10 protein-coding genes, 1 tRNA gene and 1 pseudogene are annotated in these 17659 nt (G+C 66.9%); 6 read left to right on the plus strand and 6 right to left on the minus strand.

The window, feature by feature from the left end; all coding sequences use genetic code 11:
• Positions 1 to 15 precede the first annotated feature (15 nt).
• The 6 genes from ASD37_RS20790 (at position 16) to ASD37_RS20815 (ending at position 6938) form a co-directional block, all read left to right on the plus strand.
• On the plus strand, positions 16 to 873 hold the full coding sequence (locus tag ASD37_RS20790; RefSeq protein ID WP_162253294.1) for an alpha/beta fold hydrolase: 858 nt from the start codon (positions 16 to 18) through the stop codon (positions 871 to 873).
• A gap of 179 nt (positions 874 to 1052) precedes the next feature.
• Positions 1053 to 1904, plus strand: a complete 852-nt coding sequence (locus tag ASD37_RS20795; protein WP_056555873.1) for a transketolase — start codon at positions 1053 to 1055, stop codon at positions 1902 to 1904.
• On the plus strand, positions 1901 to 2896 hold the full coding sequence (locus ASD37_RS20800) for a transketolase family protein (protein ID WP_056555877.1): 996 nt from the start codon (positions 1901 to 1903) through the stop codon (positions 2894 to 2896). Before ASD37_RS20795 ends, ASD37_RS20800 begins: the two co-directional genes overlap by 4 nt.
• The gene (locus ASD37_RS20805) at positions 2889 to 3698 is read left to right on the plus strand and encodes an SDR family NAD(P)-dependent oxidoreductase (RefSeq protein ID WP_056555880.1); all 810 of its coding nucleotides are present in this window, start codon (positions 2889 to 2891) and stop codon (positions 3696 to 3698) included. Before ASD37_RS20800 ends, ASD37_RS20805 begins: the two co-directional genes overlap by 8 nt.
• Complete coding sequence (locus tag ASD37_RS20810) at positions 3695 to 4693, plus strand: alpha/beta fold hydrolase (protein WP_056555881.1); 999 nt, start codon at positions 3695 to 3697, stop codon at positions 4691 to 4693. The genes ASD37_RS20805 and ASD37_RS20810 overlap by 4 nt, the downstream gene beginning before the upstream one ends.
• A gap of 607 nt (positions 4694 to 5300) precedes the next feature.
• Complete coding sequence (locus ASD37_RS20815; protein ID WP_056555883.1) at positions 5301 to 6938, plus strand: 3'-5' exonuclease; 1638 nt, start codon at positions 5301 to 5303, stop codon at positions 6936 to 6938.
• A gap of 143 nt (positions 6939 to 7081) precedes the next feature.
• Here the strand turns inward: ASD37_RS20815 and ASD37_RS20820 are convergent, their stop codons facing one another.
• The 6 genes and pseudogenes from ASD37_RS20820 to ASD37_RS20845 all read right to left on the minus strand — a co-directional run bounded on the left by ASD37_RS20820 (position 7082) and on the right by ASD37_RS20845 (position 17628).
• Entirely contained in the window at positions 7082 to 7612 is a 531-nt protein-coding gene (locus ASD37_RS20820; RefSeq protein WP_056555885.1) for a hypothetical protein, read from the minus strand.
• Between the two features lie 694 nt (positions 7613 to 8306).
• Positions 8307 to 9338 carry a hypothetical protein gene (locus ASD37_RS31585; protein ID WP_156721001.1) on the minus strand — a complete coding sequence of 344 codons (1032 nt, stop codon included), beginning with the start codon at positions 9336 to 9338 and terminating at the stop codon, positions 8307 to 8309.
• A gap of 252 nt (positions 9339 to 9590) precedes the next feature.
• Positions 9591 to 9664, minus strand: a tRNA-Met gene (locus ASD37_RS20830).
• A 51-nt stretch (positions 9665 to 9715) separates the two neighbouring features.
• Positions 9716 to 11074, minus strand: a complete 1359-nt coding sequence (locus ASD37_RS20835) for an FAD-binding oxidoreductase (RefSeq protein WP_156721002.1) — start codon at positions 11072 to 11074, stop codon at positions 9716 to 9718.
• A 90-nt stretch (positions 11075 to 11164) separates the two neighbouring features.
• Positions 11165 to 14590 (minus strand): annotated as a pseudogene (locus ASD37_RS20840) (BTAD domain-containing putative transcriptional regulator).
• Between the two features lie 29 nt (positions 14591 to 14619).
• The gene (locus ASD37_RS20845) at positions 14620 to 17628 is read right to left on the minus strand and encodes a UPF0182 family protein (RefSeq protein WP_056555892.1); all 3009 of its coding nucleotides are present in this window, start codon (positions 17626 to 17628) and stop codon (positions 14620 to 14622) included.
• Positions 17629 to 17659 lie beyond the last annotated feature (31 nt).

Consider the following 17659-nt stretch of genomic DNA (forward strand, 5'->3'; position numbering starts at 1 on the left):
CCCAAGGGAACTACGGTGACGAGAACGTCAATCGATGCGGCGGGACTGACGTTCGAGGCCCTGGCCTCAGGAACGGACGGCGAGCCGGTGATCCTGCTGCACGGCATGCCGGAGACCTCGGCGATGTGGATTCCGGCCATGAATCTGCTTGCCCGCCACGGCTATCGGTGGCTCGCCTTCGACCAGCGGGGCTACAGCCCCGGCGCTCGGCCAGACGACGTCGCCGCCTACGACCACCGGCACCTGGGGCAGGACGTCCTCGACGTCGCCGACGCCGCGGGATTCGACCGCTTCCACCTGATCGGCCACGACTGGGGGGCGGCCGCGGGCTGGTGCGCGGTCGACCTCGACGGTGGGGAGCGGATCGCCTCCTACGTCAGCCTGTCCATCCCGCACTATCGCGGCTTCGCCGAGGCCACGCGCGACGATCCGGCGGTTCAGGCCTACCGGGACTTCCTCGGTGCCGTCCAGGCCCCGGGGCAGATCGTCGAATCGTTCTGGTCGGCAGACGCGTTCGCCCAGCTGCGCGACGTGTGGACCGCGCACTACGAGGAACTCGTCGAGCAGTACCTCGCCGTCCTCGGGCAGGACGGCGCACTCACCGCTGCGCTCAACTGGTACCGCGCGACGAACGGGCACATGACCGTGCTCGACGGGACGTCGCTGGAGTTCGCGCCGGTTTCCCTGCCGACGATGCTCGTGTGGGGCAACCGCGACCCCTACGTCAGTCGGATGGCCGTCGACGTCGGTCGTGGATACGTCGTGGGCCCGCACGAGTTCGTCGAACTGGACGCCGGGCACTGGCTCGTCCAGGAGGAGCCCGAACTGGTCGGGGTGCTGCTACAGCGGCACCTGAGCCGGCATCCCCTATAGCTGAGGTGGCGCGTAACCCGTCACAGTGACGAGAAAAGTGGTTGATTCCGTCGGCGGCCTCGCCTACTACAGACGAATTAGATTGTTGCTTACCGTTTTACGGAGAGACTTGCCTCCCGAGCGCCGCGGATCACCACGGGTTGTTGACGCCCACCGACTGCAACCGGTTGTATGCACCCATGGTGGAACACACGATCCTCGCGGCGCATCCCGCGCGCGACGCCGCCGACCTTCGCGCCGTAGCGCGCCGGCTGCGACTCCACGCGCTGTGTGCCGCCCGCGGCAAGGGCGAGGCCTACATCGGTCAGGCGCTGCAATCGGCCGAATTGTTCGCGGTGCTGTACTTCCGGGAACTGAACTGGTCACCCAGCACGCAGAACGACGAAGCACGGGACCGCCTCCTGCTGTCGGTCGGGCACTACGGACTGGCGCACTACGCGGCGATGGCCGAACACGGCCTGCTCACGGAGGGCGACCTGCGCACCTACGGCGCCGACGGCAGCGCGCTCACCCTCGGCGCCGAGCCCGGTGACGTGCCAGGGATGGAGTTCGCCGGAGGGTCACTGGGCCAGGGACTCGGCGTCGCAGGCGGACTCGCGTGGGGGCTGCGGTACCGCGGCAATTCGGCGAGGGTGTTCGACTACATGTCCGACGGGGAGACACAAGAGGGGTCGACGTGGGAGGCCGCGATGTTCGCCGGCGCCCGCGGGCTGTCCAACCTCACCGCCATCGTCGACGTCAACCGCACCCAGGCCGACGGCGACCTCGTCCTCGAAGTCGAACCGCTCGCCGACAAGTTCCGGGCCTTCGGATGGTGGGCCCGCGACGTCGACGGCAACGACGTCGACGCCCTCCTCGACGCCTTCGCCGCCGCCGATCGGGACGCGGGTGCACGACCCCGCGCGCTGATCGCACACACCCGCCTCGCGCAGGGTGCACCCAGCCTGCAGAACCGGCCCCACGCCCACTTCGTCCGCATGAGCACCGACGAATGGGCAACGGCGCAACGCGAGATCGAGGAGGGTCTGTGAACCAGCACACCGGTGCGGCAGCCGCGATGGGGCTGCGGACCAAGGCCGGACCGTGGGGTCAGGCCCTGCTGGACGCCGCCGCCGAGCGCGACGACATCGTCGCAGTGTCCGCAGACCTGAAGAAGTACACCGACCTGACGGCCTTCGCCAAGTGCTACCCCGACCGCTACGTCGAGGTAGGGATGGCCGAACAGAATCTCGTGATGACCGCCGCCGGGTTGGCGCGCGCCGGATTGACTGTCGTCGCAACGACGTTCGCGGCCTTCCTGGCCCGCCGTGCGCTCGACTTCGCGATCATGCAGATCGCGCTCCCCCGGGCCAATGTCAAGCTCATCGGGGCCACCCCGGGCATCTCGGCGACGTTCGGGCCGTCGCACACCGCCATCGACGACCTCGCGATCTGGCGGGCCGTGCCGAACATGATCGTCATCGACCCCGCCGATCCGGCCGAAGCGGCGGAGGCACTCACGGCGGCCCTGGACTACGACGGGCCGGTCTATCTTCGGCAACCGTTCAACCGGGCGTCCGCGAGACGCACCGTGGAGATGCCGCCGTTCGAGCTGGGCAAGGCGGTCCTCCTGCGGGACGGTGCCGACGTCGGCATCGTCGCCAGCGGCGACCGCGTCGGCGAGGCGCTCATCGCCGCTGACGTCCTGGCCGCATCGGGCGTTCAAGCGGCCGTCCTGCGGGTCAGCACCCTGAAGCCCTTCGACGGTGACGCGGTCGCCGACCTGGCCGCCCGCACCGGCCGACTGGTCACCGCGGAGAACCACTCGGTCGTCGGCGGCCTGTTCTCGGCGGTCGCCGAGGCCCTGGCGCTCCGTGGGGCCGCCGTCCCAGTCAGGCCGGTGGGCGTGCCGGATGTGTTCCCGCCCTTCGGATCTCCGGAATATACCGCCGACCTCCTGGGCATGAGCAGCCGTCACATCGTCGAGGCGGCGCTCGTCGTGACGGGCGTCGAGGGACAACCGAAGGAGACAGCCCGTGGATGAGACTCGGCACCAAGGCAAGGTGGCCGTCGTGACCGGCGGCGGTCACGGCATCGGCGCCGCCACCGTGCGAAGGTTCCTCGCCGAGGGGGCGACGGTGCTCGCGTGCGACGTGAACCCCAAGGGCCTGACCCGGCTCACCGACGAGTTCGGCGACACCCGGCTCGCCACCCGCATCACCGACGTCTCCGACGAGCAGCAGGTCACCGACATGATCGAGCACGCGGTGGAGCGGTTCGGCCAGCTCGACGTCCTGGTCAACAACGCCGGTGCGATCACCATGGGCACGGTCGTGGACGTCGATCCCACCGACTGGCGCCGCATCATGGCGGTCGACCTCGACTCCGTCTACTACGGCTCCCGCGCCGCCATCCCTCACCTGGCCGTCACCCGCGGCAACATCGTCAACACCGCGTCGATCTCTGGCCTCGGCGGGAACTACGGTCTTGTCGCCTACTGCACGGCCAAGGGTGCGGTGGTCAACCTGACCCGCAACATGGCAATCGACCACGCGCGCCAGGGTATTCGCGTCAACGCCGTATGCCCCGGACCAGTGAACAGCCACCCCGGCGGGATGATGGACCACCCGAACATGAAGCCGGTGTACGAACGGAACATCCCGATGGGCCGGGTGGGGATGCCCGACGAGATCGCCAGCGTCATTGCCTTCCTCGCATCTGACGACGCCAGCTTCATCACCGGCGCCAACCTCGTCGCCGACGGTGGGCTCACCGCGCACACCGGTGAACCCAACTTCCAGGAGCTGTACGCCGACGAGTTCCACGCCCGGCAGAAGCCGCGATGACGTTGAGCGAGAACCAGTTCGAGCACGCCGACCTGACCGTCAACGGAATCAGCCTGCACACGGTCTCGGCAGGCGAAGGCCCGCTGGTCGTCTTCTGCCATGGCTTCCCCGAGTCGTGGTACTCGTGGCGCCATCAGCTGCCCGCGGTGGCGGCGGCCGGCTTCCGGGCGGTGGCCCTCGACATGCGTGGCTACGGCCGCAGCGACGCGCCCGCCGACGTCGCCGCCTACTCCCTGTCGCACCTTGTTGCCGACGTGGTGGGCGTCGTGAACGCGGTCGGCGCGACGGATGCCGTCGTCGTCGGCCACGACTGGGGAGCGCCGGTGGCGTGGTACTGCGCACTGATGCGACCCGACGTCTTCCGGGCCGTCGCCGCCCTGAGCGTCCCGTACCAGGCACCGACGGGCTGTCTGCCCGACGGACTGACGGTCGGTGACGTGATGCGCGCCAGGGCATCCGACGCCGACTACTACCGGCTGTACTTCCAGGAGCCCGGCGTCGCGGACGCCGAGATCGACGCCGATCTCGAGTCCTTCCTCCGCGGCTTCCTCTACCGCATCAGCGGCGACGTCGTGACCGACGGCGTGCGTGAGTCCGGCTGGGACGGATACTTCCCGCGCGGCGGGACCTTCATCCAGCAGCTGCCGGCGCCCGCCACCCTGCCCAGCTGGATCACCGAGGACGACATCCGGATCTGGGTCGCCGAACTCTCCCGCAACGGCATCCGCGGTGGCCTCAACTGGTACCGCAACCTCGATGCGATGCCTGCCATCCTCGCGCCGTTCCTCGGCTCGGCGATCCGGCAACCCGCCCTCTACCTCGCCGGTGAACACGACCTCATCGGTGGCAACACGGCGAAGGCTCTGGACCGGATGCACGCCGAGGTGCCGGGTCTGCGGGACATGCGGATCTACCCCGGAGCGGGGCACTGGCTACCGCAGGAACGGCCGAACGAGGTCAACGCGGCACTGGTGGACTTCCTGCGCTCGCTGTAGCGCGCTCGACACGCTGCACTTATGAGGGCAGTACTCAAATCCGGCAGCGACCACCCGCCCTGCGCTAATCTCGCAGCACTCACGAAGGAAGCCCCGAGTTCGCCCCCATCCAACTTTGCCGAATACGTGGGCGCCCGTCCAACTCGACGCTGCAACACCGACCGCCAGGGCTACGCGGCCAAGCCGCCTTGGTAGCCCAAATGGCGCTGGGCGGACGCCGCGCTTGGGGCTCGAAAGCCAGCATCGACCCACTTTCAGCGGCGAGCAGCTACTCGGCGTCTGAGCCGCGCCACAGCAGGCCAGTAGCACTTTGTGCCTGCCCGGCACGGCGCCACGCGCGGTGGACCCATTCAATTCGGTCGGCCGAGCTGACGTTCAAAAATCCGTTCACAAACGGCATGAAAACGGCCCCCGGAGAGATCCGGTTCTTAATTCAGCCTGCCCGCGCAGGGGTTTGAAGGCGTCGATGGGACTTCAAGACGCCGTTCGATCAACCCAAATCCGGCCTGCCAGTCATTGCCCTGCAGTACCGTCTCACCGTCGAGCCAGCATGGGAGCTGGTTGATCCTTGGGGGTTTCAATGCAAGGTTTTGGCACTCTTGTCGCCGTGCTCGTCGTGGTCGGTCTGTTCATCAAGTACTGGTGGGTTCTCGCGATCGTTGGAGCAATTACGGCCGCGGCCTACTTCCTCAATAAGCACTCGAAAGAGAAGACCGCAGCCCCGCTGCCTTCCGAGCAGTCCGCCGGACGGCCTGTGACGCAGACGCGGCGGCGACAGGCTTATTTCGCCGCTCCGCAGTCGAGCCCGCCGGCATCCTCGCGGGTGAAGGGCATTCAGCAAGCAGTACTGACCAGACGCACCACGGGATACCCCACCTCGAACGCCGTGTTCACTGCGATCGATCTCGAAACCACCGGCTTGGACCCCGACGTCGACCGCATCGTCGAAATCGGCATGGTCAAGTTCGCCGCAGATGGCACGGTCATCGACGAATTCGCCACTCTGGTAAACAATCCTGGCTCACCACGCGAGGCGCGTGACGTCCATCAAATCGACGACGCCGACCTCATCGGCGCGCCTCAAACCATCGACGCGCTTCGTGAAGCGTTCGCCTTTATGGCCGGAACAGTTCTGGTCGCGCACAACTTCGAGTTCGAGGAAGGATTCTTGACTGCAGCCGCGCGCCGCGACAAGCTCGCGCTCCCAGCGACCATCGGTGTGTGCACGTTGCAGGCCTCTCGACGGCAACTCGACGGTCGCGCCTTCAGCCTGACGGTGATGTACAAGACGGCCACAGGCGAGTTCCCCACCAACAAGCACACTGCCTTGGGCGACGCGAGATCCATTCGCGAGATCGTGCTCTGGCTTCTCCGCAGTTCGCCCCAACCCTTGAACTTCAGCATCGCCCCACCGACGGTGGTAGCGACAATCGCTCCATGTCGGTGCAAGATCCGATGCCGGCCAGTGCCTTTGGCCGGTTCTTCGGTCGCGGAGCTTCTGGCTTCATTCCCCCAGTCGTCCCGGAATCGCGAGGGCGATCCCATCGAAGTCGAGAAATATCTGGCGCTGCTCGCGGAATCCGTTGAAGACGGACTACTGACCTACGAAGAGGCGGGCTCCCTCACCAAGCAAGCCTGCCATACGCAACTGACCGGCAACCAGCTCCGCGATCTACATCGACAAGCCTGGGACACAACGTTCTTCGATGAACGGGACGTCGACTGGACAGTGTTGTCGCCGGTTCGGCGTCGAGAAATGTTCTTACTCGCCGATGCACTTGGACTGTCCCAGCTCGCTACTGAGCTGCACCAAGCGATCGACGCGTGTTCAGAACCCGAGCCCGCGTCCGAAGCCCGATATCTGCGCAGCCTTCGTGTCGCGGTAGTCGGCGATGGCGCGGACTTCGAGCTGCTGCGCAAACGCGCAGAGTCTTACGGTGCAAAGTTAGCGGTCAACGTCACGAAGACGGTGGTGTGGATGGCGACCGAGACGCCGGATGCGGTCGACGCGAAGCACAACTCGGCACGCAAACTCGGCGTACCAATGCTCCCGATCGAGAAAGCGTCGGTCCGGCTCGACGCCGCGATCCGCGACGCTGAACTGAAGGCTTTCGAACGGCAGCGCGAAATCGATGAAAACCTCGCGCGACAGCGGGAATACGCAGCCGAGCGCGAGGCCTACTGGCGACCGACGTGGAGGCCGATCGAACTAGACCGAGATCCTGGCTTCGTGACGGAGTGGTGACTAAACCTCAGGCATTCCAAGCGCGAACTAGATAGAGAACTATGAGATAGTCTGCGGTGCAGCATATTTCGCATTCGCCGAGCATTGCCGAAATTTGACCACTTGACGATCTGCTGACGGATCGAAACGACTTAGAGCTTTCGCTACGCGTGTTTTCGCAGGGTGCGTCCGAACAATCGGTGGAACTTTAGGAGCTCGTCGAGGTGCCGCTGGGTCGCATCAACAAAGGCCTGTTCATGCTCCGACAGACCATTCAGATCGACGAGATCGGGCCCGATATTCATCTGCCTATCAACAGAAATCGAATCCGCCAGCCATGCGTCGTGACAAGCTTCTCCGGCTATCCGGCGCAATTGTTCAACGAGCGTGGCATAGGCGCCGCCGACGGCGGCCGACTCCCCGGCAGTCCACATCTGGTAGTAAGACAATTTCGCTTGAATCGCACGCATTTCCTCCGAGAGACGTACCCGCTCTGCACTGGGCTCGTCGGCGCGTCGGCGACGAATCGCATACGGCATCTCCTTATATCGGACAACTGCCTCAAAGGCCTCGGCGAAGGTGCTTCGCAGCCTCGCCCGTTCCTCTTCGAGGCTCTTGCGTCGTGCCAGCGCGAGGTTAAGCGTGGCACTTAGCAATGCCGCCAGGACTGCGCTAGAAAAGATCGCCGTAACCAAGACGTCGCCACCTCCAGCATTCAGGTTGGTTTGCGGTATAGGTGCTGTAGCTGGAGTGGTCACTGTAGATGTCGAGACGTCCGACTGATTCGTACCGGAAGTAGTTTCTGCCACGGACGGCGGTTCCGACGATGGCTTTGATACCTGCGCACCGGAGCCGGAAGGCGGACTCGGAGACGCGACGGTCCCCGTCGTCTGCGAAGGGTTTGTCATGCCGGAGCCTCGTCGTGAGGATCGTGTGGATGCTCCTCGCCGAGCCATTCGTCAGTTTCTCGCCACCACGCCTCTTTGAAAAGATGCTCGGCGGCCATACCGAACAACACTAGAAGACCATCGTCCGGGACCCACTTACGATCGCTAGGATCTGACGGATACCAGATACAAAGCCGTGTACGCCCTCTTGTCGCGTAGCGGTGAGGTGAGTCGTCGTATCCCGAGGGGCCGTCAGCGAAAATGTGTGGGCTCAGGGGATTCTTGTGCTCAAATTCTATTGTCACCAAGCGACTTTCGTAACCCGGAATCGCAACTTGCGCGCAGTAGCGCGTCCTCGTTCCGTGAGCACCTCGAAGGTGCGTCGAGCGTAGATCTGAGTAAGCGCGCCGTGCACCGGCTTCGATGCGAGCGCGCCTCGGCATGTCCTGGAGCCAGGACCATGGCCGCGCTGGCGCTCCCCGACGACTCAAGCCCGCCTTCCTCAATCACCAAAAGATCGCGGCGATTTTAGGGACGCTCCACCAACAGTCGTGAGCGCACCAAATGCATTGACCCCAAGCGGCTTACCAGATTTCAGCCGCGCCGCCGTGCGAGCCTTAGTGGATTCCGTCGCGGTAGCCGCGACGAAATCAGGCCAGAGCTGCTGAAGGTTGCTTCGTACGATGCTCTCGGTCTGATCGTTGTCGAGCGCGGCTTGAAGCCGGTCAGCGGCGAAGGAGAGCCGAGCCACTGCGTACTCCCGATCCGCAACCTTGATCGGCGCTGAGACTCCGGCTGGATCGGGAGTCAGACGCAAAGCGAGATCCCGGGATCCTCGTCTCCACAGTGACATCAACGCTTGTGGCTCGCTATCCCCCGAGTCGACGAACATCAGCGCTAGTGCCTCGATATTGAAGGAACATAGGGGCGGCGTTGATCGTTTATTTTCGGCCTTCGCTAGACGGATAGCGCGGGCGCGAGTTACCCGTAACGATTTGGGCTCGCCAGTCAACAATTGCGTGTGCTTTTCGGGATGCGCCGGATCCCAGCGATGCTCCTCCGTGTTGGGAATCCAGAGGCCGTTAGCCTGACGCTCGAGACCGACGATCAGGTCTACGGTTGGATCCTCGCCGCTACTGAACGGTTGATTTATCTCGACGAAGATCGCTCGCTTCGTCACCGACAGCTGCGCTTGCGGATACTCGTCGACGATCTGCGGCGTTACGTGTTCCAGTACCCGCGCAACGATTCCAGAGGGTCCAACGTGAGAGGTCGAGTCTGGACCAAAGGCGAAGTGACTCCTGCGGTCTAGGACAATCCCGCAATCGGCGTCCAGCCCCTTGTCACGGTGATGAATCGGGCAGTTGGCAGTGCCGTGCGCGAGCGACCCCGAGTTATACGCCCGCAGCACACCGCGAAAGGAGCTTGCGGCGGTCTTTACAGCCTCACGGCGATTACGGGCCTCTTTGAGTACAAGGTCTTCGGGGGCTAGTTGCTTGCGGACGTCATCGAGGATCTGCGCCGTGTAACCCATAAGCAGCCTTCCGCTTGCACATCTCTACGGCGGGCAGCCCTCCGAACGGCACGTTCGGTCGACTTACACCGTCGTAAGAAATCTACTCGCGCCCACCGACAGGTTTACGGACACGGACGATCGTGGAGCCTGGCGCGAATTCGCCAAGCCCTCGCAGAGAGCCTGAGACGAACGGAATCGTTAGCTTTGCGAATGTTCCCAAATGGCATAAAATCGGCTCCCGGAGAGATCTCCGGGAGCCGATTTACCTAGTAGCGGGGACAGGATTCGAACCTGCGACCTCTGGGTTATGAGCCCAGCGAGCTACCGAGCTGCTCCACCCCGCGTCGGGTGAACACAAGGTTACCGAGCAGGCCCCATACCTCCAAATCGGGTGGTCAGCGCATTACGGAGGCCGGATCATGGCGTTCGGCGAGGGCCCTGAGCCAGTGCAGCGCGTCGTCGTTGTAGCAGCGTGCGGGACGGCCCGGGTCGTTCGAGGCCGCGAAGTTCGGCAGCTGCCCTCCCGTGGCCCACGGCGCCACCGCGGCGACCAGTTCGGCCGCGTGCCCGGCGACCGCGTCGGCAACCGGCGGGGCGAGCACGCCGATCACCGACAGCGAGTACGCGGCGTTGCGATGGCAGAACGCGCTGCGGTGCCGCGGCTCCCGCGCCAACTCCCCACCGAGGAGCCGTAGTTCGACGAGGGTCTGCGGTGACTGCGACCCCGGCCCACACGCGGCGAGGATCGCCTCGACCGTCTCGGCGGTCAGCTCGCGGAGCAGCGCGTGGTCCTCGTGGGCGGGCATCGGGTCCACCGGATCGGTATGCACCGCGCCAATCGCCGCGTATGGCAGCACCCCGACGGCGTCGATCAGCACCGGTGCGACCTCGCGCATCGGCTGCAGCAGCCGCTGCGCCTCCGCGACGTCCCCCACCGCGGTGTAGCGCACCGCCACCGTCATCCGGCCCGCCAGCGGCTCCGGAACCCCCGGCAACGGCGGCAGCTGCTGGATGCAGATCGACGTGTTGACGGTGTCGGGCAGGTCGGCCGTCCAGCGCTGCCACTTCCCCAACACCTCTGCGGCATACGAACCGTCGAAAAATAGTGCGCCACCGAAGAATTCGCTGATCGGCAGCAAATCGATCTCCACGGCGGTGACGACGCCCAGCATCGACTTGCCGCCCCGCACACCCCAAAACAGGTCGGCGTGCTCCTCGGGCGTGACGCGCAGGACCTCACCAGCACCGGTCACCAGCTCGACGGCCCGCACGTGGTCCGACGACAGTCCGACGGTGCGCACCAGCGGGCCGATGCCTCCCCCGGTGAGGAAGCCGACGACGCCCACCCCGGGCGCCGACCCGCACAACGGCGCCAGCCCGTGCGGCGTGGCCGCGTCCAGCACGGTCTGCCACCGCACGCCGGCCCCCACCCGAGCCGTTCGCGCGACCGGATCCACGACGCATTCCGACAGCCCCGCCGTCAGCACGAGCACCGTGTCGCCACCGATCGGCACGGCACCGTGACCGGTGGCCTGTACCGCCACCCTGAGCCCTCGCTCACCGGCGAACCGCATCACCTCCGCCACGTGGCTCGCCGTGGCCGCCAGGACGACCGCAGCGGGGCGCACGGGCACCGTCACGTTCCACGGCGTCGCCCGGTCGTACACGCGCTCTCCAGGCAGCGCGACGGGCGCACTGACGTAACTGCGCAGCAGTTCCATGGCGTCGGGGTCGGTCACGGTCAGGGAATTCATCGGGGTTCCTTTCAGCGGGGACGTTGTCGTCGGCTGAAGGATCACGCAGGGCGCTTGGAGATTTCTTGCGGTCTCGACTCCAAGAAGTGTTCAAGTGAGTTTCAGCGCGGCGGCTTCCACCGCGAGCATGCCGAGGCACCGGGCGTCGGCCGCGACCTCGGCCGCCATGGCACGCCGCTGCTCGTCGGACTCGCTCAACTCCGCCGCCAACAGGGCGCACCGCACCAACGTCGGTGCCGCACCGGTCCGTTCGGCGACGGCGCGGGCCCTCGTCAGGTCGGCCCCGGCCTGGTCACGGTCACCGGCCAGCAGACGCAGTCGTGCCGTCGCCAGGGCCACCGGCCCCACGACGCCGATCTGACCGAGGACGGCGATCCGGTTGCCAAATGGGTGCAGTTCGTCCAGCAGCGGTCCGGCGTAGCGCGTCAGCCCGTTGTCCGCGGCGAGGTGGGCGAGCAACACGAGGTGGCCCAGCGTCGTCCACACGTGCGGCCTCGTCCGCGTGGCCAGCCACTCCGAGAGCAACGTCTCCGCGGCGTCCGGGACGTCCGGCCCGTCGGCGACGGTCAGCAGGGCGGTCTTGACCAAATCCACCATGGTCTGCCCACCGGTCTCGGGCGTGGCAGCCACCGCCAACCACTGTGGGTCGATCGGACCGCCCGTCTCCCGCAGCAGCGACACCGCCGCCATCAAACCGCTGCCCGCGCCGTACAATTCGGTCTGTTCGTGGACGTGGGCGGCGATGCCGTGGTGCCGCTCGGCTTCGGCGAAGTCGCCGCGCCACACCGCGAGCACCGCCTCCATCCACCGCAACTGGGCGCGGAGCACCGGCAGCGTGAGCGCCTCGCTGCCCTCGATGCCCATCGCCAGTCGGCGGGCCGCCGCGTCGACGTCGCCCAGGTTCATCTCGGCCATCGTGCACACCGAATTCGAGATCACCCGGTCCTCGCGGGAGCGGTTGTGCCGCAGGCCGTTCAGTTGCTCCGCCCAGACGAGCGTGCGTTCGCTGGCGGTCGCCACCCCGGAGTAGGTGATCAAGCGTCCCGTCAACACGTCGGCCAGGACGTCGGGATCGCCGGTCGACTCGGCGAGCTGTTCGGCCCGGTCCAGATGAGCCGCAGCCACTTCGGTGCGCGGGTCGTAGCAGTGCCCCACCGCGAGGGCGGCCAGCACCCGCGCGCCTGCGGCGGCATCCCGATCGGCGACACGCGCCGCGTCCTCCAGCACCCCGACGAGGTCACCGGGGTCCTCCCCCGGCGCGAGCCACGGCCAGGCGCCGCTGGCCCGCAGCAGCGTGCTGGCCACCAGGCCCGCGGTCGTCGTCCGCCCCGCCCGAAGCGCTTCCGTCAGGTACCGCTCGACGGTCGTCAGGACCAATCATCCTCTGCCGGCGCGGGAATGGGCCTCCAGCATCGCCACGGTCAGCGCGTCCCGCTGCGCCTCGTCGCGGGCCGCGGCGGGTATCCGGTCGTAGGCGTCCAGCGCCGCTTGCCACCACGTCGCCGCGATGTCGGAGCTCCATCGCTCCGTCGCGTCCTCGGCCGCGCGGCGACACGCCTCGACCACGACGTCGGGTTCCACCAACGGCTGCGCCGCCACCAGATGCAGTGCCCGCCGCGTCAATGCGTCGGCCCCGACCCCGTCGGCCAGCACCTCGGCGACCGTGGCGTGCAGGCGTTGTCGGCGAAGTGCCGGCATGCTCGCGACGAGCTGCTCGCGCAGAAGACCGTGCGCGAAGGCGTATCCGTCGCCGGTGTGCGACGGCACGACGATGCGTTCGTCGGCCGCCTCGTCGAGATGGTCCGCAAGCACGTCGACGTCCAGGCGGGTCGCCTTTGCGAGCACCGCCACGTCGACGTCGTCCCCGATGACCGCCGCGGTGCGCAGCATCTGCAGCACCGCCGGGTCCAATCCGGCGAAGCGTCGGTCCAGCACCGACTTCACGGCGACGGGAATCTCGTTGCCCTGACGCTCGTCTCGCGGCAACCGCGCGTATTCGCACACGAAGAACGGGTTGCCTCCGGTCCGCTCGGCGAGGGTGGCCGCCTCGGCCGCGGTGACCGCCTCGTCGGCGACCTGAGTGGCCAGGGTGGCGACGTCGTGTGACGACAGGGCGGGCACCTCGACGTGACGGTTGTGCGCGCCGCGGGCGACGGTGCCCAGCAGGCGCGTCAGCTCAGGGGTGGGCTCGCCGTCGCGGACGGTCAGCACCATGGCGACGGGATGGTCGCGCAGCGCCCCGGCGACGTATGCCAGGCAGCCCGTCGACGCCGAGTCCGCCCACTGCACGTCGTCGACGACGACGGCTTGCACGTCCGGCGCCGCCTCGAGCAAACCCTGAACCCGTTCGTAGACACGGAATCTCGCCGTGTCCGGATCCGCGTCGTCCGGCACCTGCAGCACCTCGTCGGCGTCGGCGCCGAGCGCGCGCACCAGCTGACGCATCGGCCACCACGGCGGCGTCGCCGACTCGTCGGGACAGCTGATCCACACGACCCGGCCACCAGCCTCGGCGACCCGACCCGCCACCTCCTCGGCCAGGCGGGTCTTCCCGATCCCCGGCGGCCCGGACAGCACCAGCCAACGGGTGGCTCCCCCGCCCACGTCGGCGAGAAGGTCTGCGACCGTGCCCAACTCGCGATGCCTGCCGACAAGGAGGGCCCGTTGCGGTGGCCCGGCGGGTTCGGTCGCCGGCACGGCGGGCACCGTCGGCGTGGCCACCTCGGCGGCTCCGGTCCACTCGGGGTGCCGCGGCCACGCGGCGAGCTCCGGCGCCTGCCGCAGGATGGCCGTCTGCAGCTCGCGCAGCTCGGGTCCTGGCTGCAGCCCGAGCTCGGCGTCGAGGGTGCGGACGTGGCGCGTGTAGGTCTCCAACGCATCCGAGGTGCGGCCGCAACGGTAGAGCGCCAGGACGTGCAACCAGCAGGCCCGGTCGGACAGCGGATCCGCCGCACTCAACTGCGCGGCCGACGCCAGCGCGAGGGGCGTCCGACCCAGCGCCAGCAGCGCACTGATGCGGTAGTCCAGGCAGTCCCTTCGCATCTCCTCGGCCGCCGTCGCATCCGGACCCACCCATGGCTGATCCCGGAGATCCTCGAGAAAGGGACCGCGCCACAACGACATTGCGGCGTCGGCCTGCTCGAGCGCCACGGTCCAGTCGTGCGACTCCACCGCCGCAGCCGCGCGACCCACCGTCGAGGTGAAGACCGTCAGGTCGACGTCGTCCTGTCCGACGGTGAGGTAGTACCCCGGCGACTGCCGAACGATAGGCGAGGCGAGGCGCCCCGTCGCCGCGCCGTCGCGAAGGGCCCGACGCAGATTCGACACGTACGCCTGCAGGCTCGCCGTCGCACTACCCGGGGCGTCGTCACCCCACACCGCGTCGGTCAGCCGGTCGACCGAGACGACACGACCCCGCGCCAGCAGCAGCACCGCCAGCACGGCACGCTGCTTCGGCGGGCCGACGTCGACCCGGACCTCGGACTCCTCGCGCACCACCTGAAGTGGCCCGAGCAACCGATACCGCACCGGAGGAACCTAGGGGTCTACTTCGCCTCGCGGTACTTGGCCATGGCGTCGTCCAGATTCTGCAGCGCCTGACCGTACTCCGCGAAGTTGCCACCCTGCTGCGCGCTTTGCATGGCATCCAAGGCCGTCTGAACCCCTTGCAGGGCAGCGGCCTTCGCCGCCGACAGCTGCGTCGGCCCGCTGGGCACGGCCGCCGCCGGGGCGGGCACCTGGGGAACCCCGCCCTGCTGGTTGGCCGGCGGGGTGACCGGAGGCTGACCCGGAGTCGGGTTCGCCACGGGCGCCGGTTGACCGTTCGGAAGCTCCGTCGGGGCCGGACCCGTTGCCGTCGCTCCCGCGCCGGCACCGAACAGCTCGTCGAGCGCGTCGCTGACCGTCGGGCCGTAGCCGACCTTGTCGTTGTACATCATCGCCACACGAATCAGGCGGGGGTACGACGACGCCGCGTCACTGGCACCCGGCGACGCGTAAACCGGTGCGACGTAGAGCAAACCGCCCTGAGCCACCGGCAACGTCAACAAATTGCCCCAACGGATGCGGTTCTGATTGTCGCGGCCGATGACGCCGAGGTCCTGGCTGACCGCGGTGTCGGTGCTAATCGCGTTGAACGCCAACTTCGGACCGTTCACCTGGCCAGGAATGGTCAGCACGGTGATCTTGCCGTAGGTCGCCGGATCGGAACTCGCGCTGATGTACGCCGCCAAGAAGTCACGACGGAATCTGTTCATCGCGCTCGTCAGCTGGAACGACGCCGAACTGTCGTTGGACGCAATGTCCTTCGCCACGATGTAGTACGGCGGCTGGAAACTGCTGGCCGTCGGGTTCGGGTCGAGCGGCACGTCCCAGAAGTCCGACGTCGAGAAGAACGTCACCGGATCGTTGACGTGGTACTTCGCCAGAAGCGCCCGCTGCACCTTGAACAGGTCCTCCGGGTACCGCAGGTGCTCCTGCAGCTCCGGTGAGATGTCGGACTTCGGCTTGACCGTGCCGGGGAAGACCGCCTCCCACGCCTTGAGCACGGGATCGGTCTCGTCCTGCGCATAGAGCGTCACGGTGCCGTCGTACGCGTCGACGGTGGCCTTCACCGAGTTGCGGATGTAGGACACCTGCTTGTCCAGCGCCAGCCGGTTGAGTGCAACCTCGTTCGAGTCGGCCGTCGCAGAGGACAGCGACGTCAACTCCGAGTACGGGATGTTGTCGAGGGTCGTGTACCCGTCGACGATCCAAACCATCTTCTTGTTCACGATGGCCGGGTACACGCTGGTGTCGGTGGTCAGCCACGGGGCGACCGCCTCGACGCGCTTGGCCGGATCCCGGTTGAAGAGGATCTTGCTGTTCTCACCGATCACGTTGGAGAACAAGAAGTTCCGCTCGGCGTACTTCGCCGCGAACACGCTGCGGGAGAGCCAGCTGCCGACCGGCACGCCACCACTGCCGCCATAGGTGTAATTCTTCGTCTCGGTGTTGGTCTCGTAGTCGTACTCGCGGTCGGTGCCGTTCTTGCCGACGATCGCGTAGTCCTCGGCCGTGTTGGCGATGACCGGGCCGTAGTAGATGCGCGGCTGATCCAGCGGCGCGGGTCCCGGCGACACCACGCTGCCGTTGGCGCCGACGACGCTCGCCAGGAACTCGGGGTAACCGCCGTTCTGGTTCGGGTCGTTAGCGACGCCACGGACCGTGTTGGCGGGCGAGGCGATGAAGCCGTTGCCGTGGGTGTAGACGGTATGACGGTTGATCCAGTCGCGCTGGTTCTCGATCAACCTGTCGGGGTTGAGTTCCCGAGCCGCGACGACGTAGTCACGAAGGTTCCCCTTGGCGTCGTAGCGGTCGATCGACAGCTGCTCAGGGAACGAGTAGAAGTTCTTGCCCTGCTGGAACTGGGTGAACGCCGGGCTGACGATGGTCGGGTCGAGGAGTCGAATGTTCGACGTCGTCGCCCGGTCCGAGGCGACCTGCTGGGCGGTGGTCGCCGCGTCGCCGCTGTAGTCGCGGTAGGTGACGTTCTGGTCGGTGAGGCCGTAGGCCTGCCTGGTCGCGGTGATGCTGCGACTGATGTATTCGCTTTCCTTCTGCGCGGCATTGGGTTTGACGCTGAACTGCTCGACGATCAGCGGCCAGCCCGCACCGACGATCAACGAGCTCAGCAGCAGCAGAACGACGCCGATGGCGGGAATCCGCAGATCGCGGAGCACGACCGCGGAGAAGACCGCGACCGCGCAGATCAAGGCGATTGCCAGAAGGATCAGCTTGGCGGGCAGCACCGCGTTGATGTCGGTGTAGCCGGCGCCGGTGAACGGCTTGCCGCCGCGCGTGTGGCTGAGGAGCTCGTAGCGGTCCAACCAGTAGGCGAACGCCTTGAGCAGCACCATCGTGCCGACCAGCGTGACCAGTTGAATGCGAGCGGAGCGACTCAGCGCGCCCGTCCGCCCCGCCAGCCGAATGCCACCGAACAGATAGTGCCCCAGCAGGTTCGCCACCAACGCGAGGAACGTCGCGACGAACAGGACGTTCAGCACCAGCCGATAGAACGGCAGGTCGAACGCGTAGAACCCGAGGTCCATGCCGAACTGGGGGTCGGTGACGCCGAACTCGCCGCCGTGCATGAACAACTGCACCTGAACCCAGTAGGTCTGCCCCACCAGCCCCGCGAGCAGACCGATGAAGATGGGAACGCCGATGCCGAAGAGCCGCAGTCGCGCCATCACCGAGGTGCGGTAGCGCGCCACCGGGTCGTTGGGACCCACGGTGGGAACGAAGACCGGGCGGTTCCGATAGGCGAGCGCCATCCCGGCGAACACCACGCCGCCGATGAGCAGCGCCGTCACCACGAACACGATCAGCCGGGTCATCAGGGTCGTGGTGAACACCGACCGGTACCCGAGCTCGCCGAACCACAGCCAGTCGACGTAGGTGTCGATCAGGCGCGGGCCAATCAGCAGCAATAGCACCGCCGCAAGGGCGAACCCGATCAGAAACCGGCTACGCCGCGTCAGCTTCGGCATTCGCGCCGCAGGCCGCATCCCCACTCGTCAACTCCAAACGGTCGTCACGCCGCGA

It is taken from the genome of Mycobacterium sp. Root135 (genome assembly GCF_001426545.1).
Lineage (GTDB): Bacteria > Actinomycetota > Actinomycetes > Mycobacteriales > Mycobacteriaceae > Mycobacterium.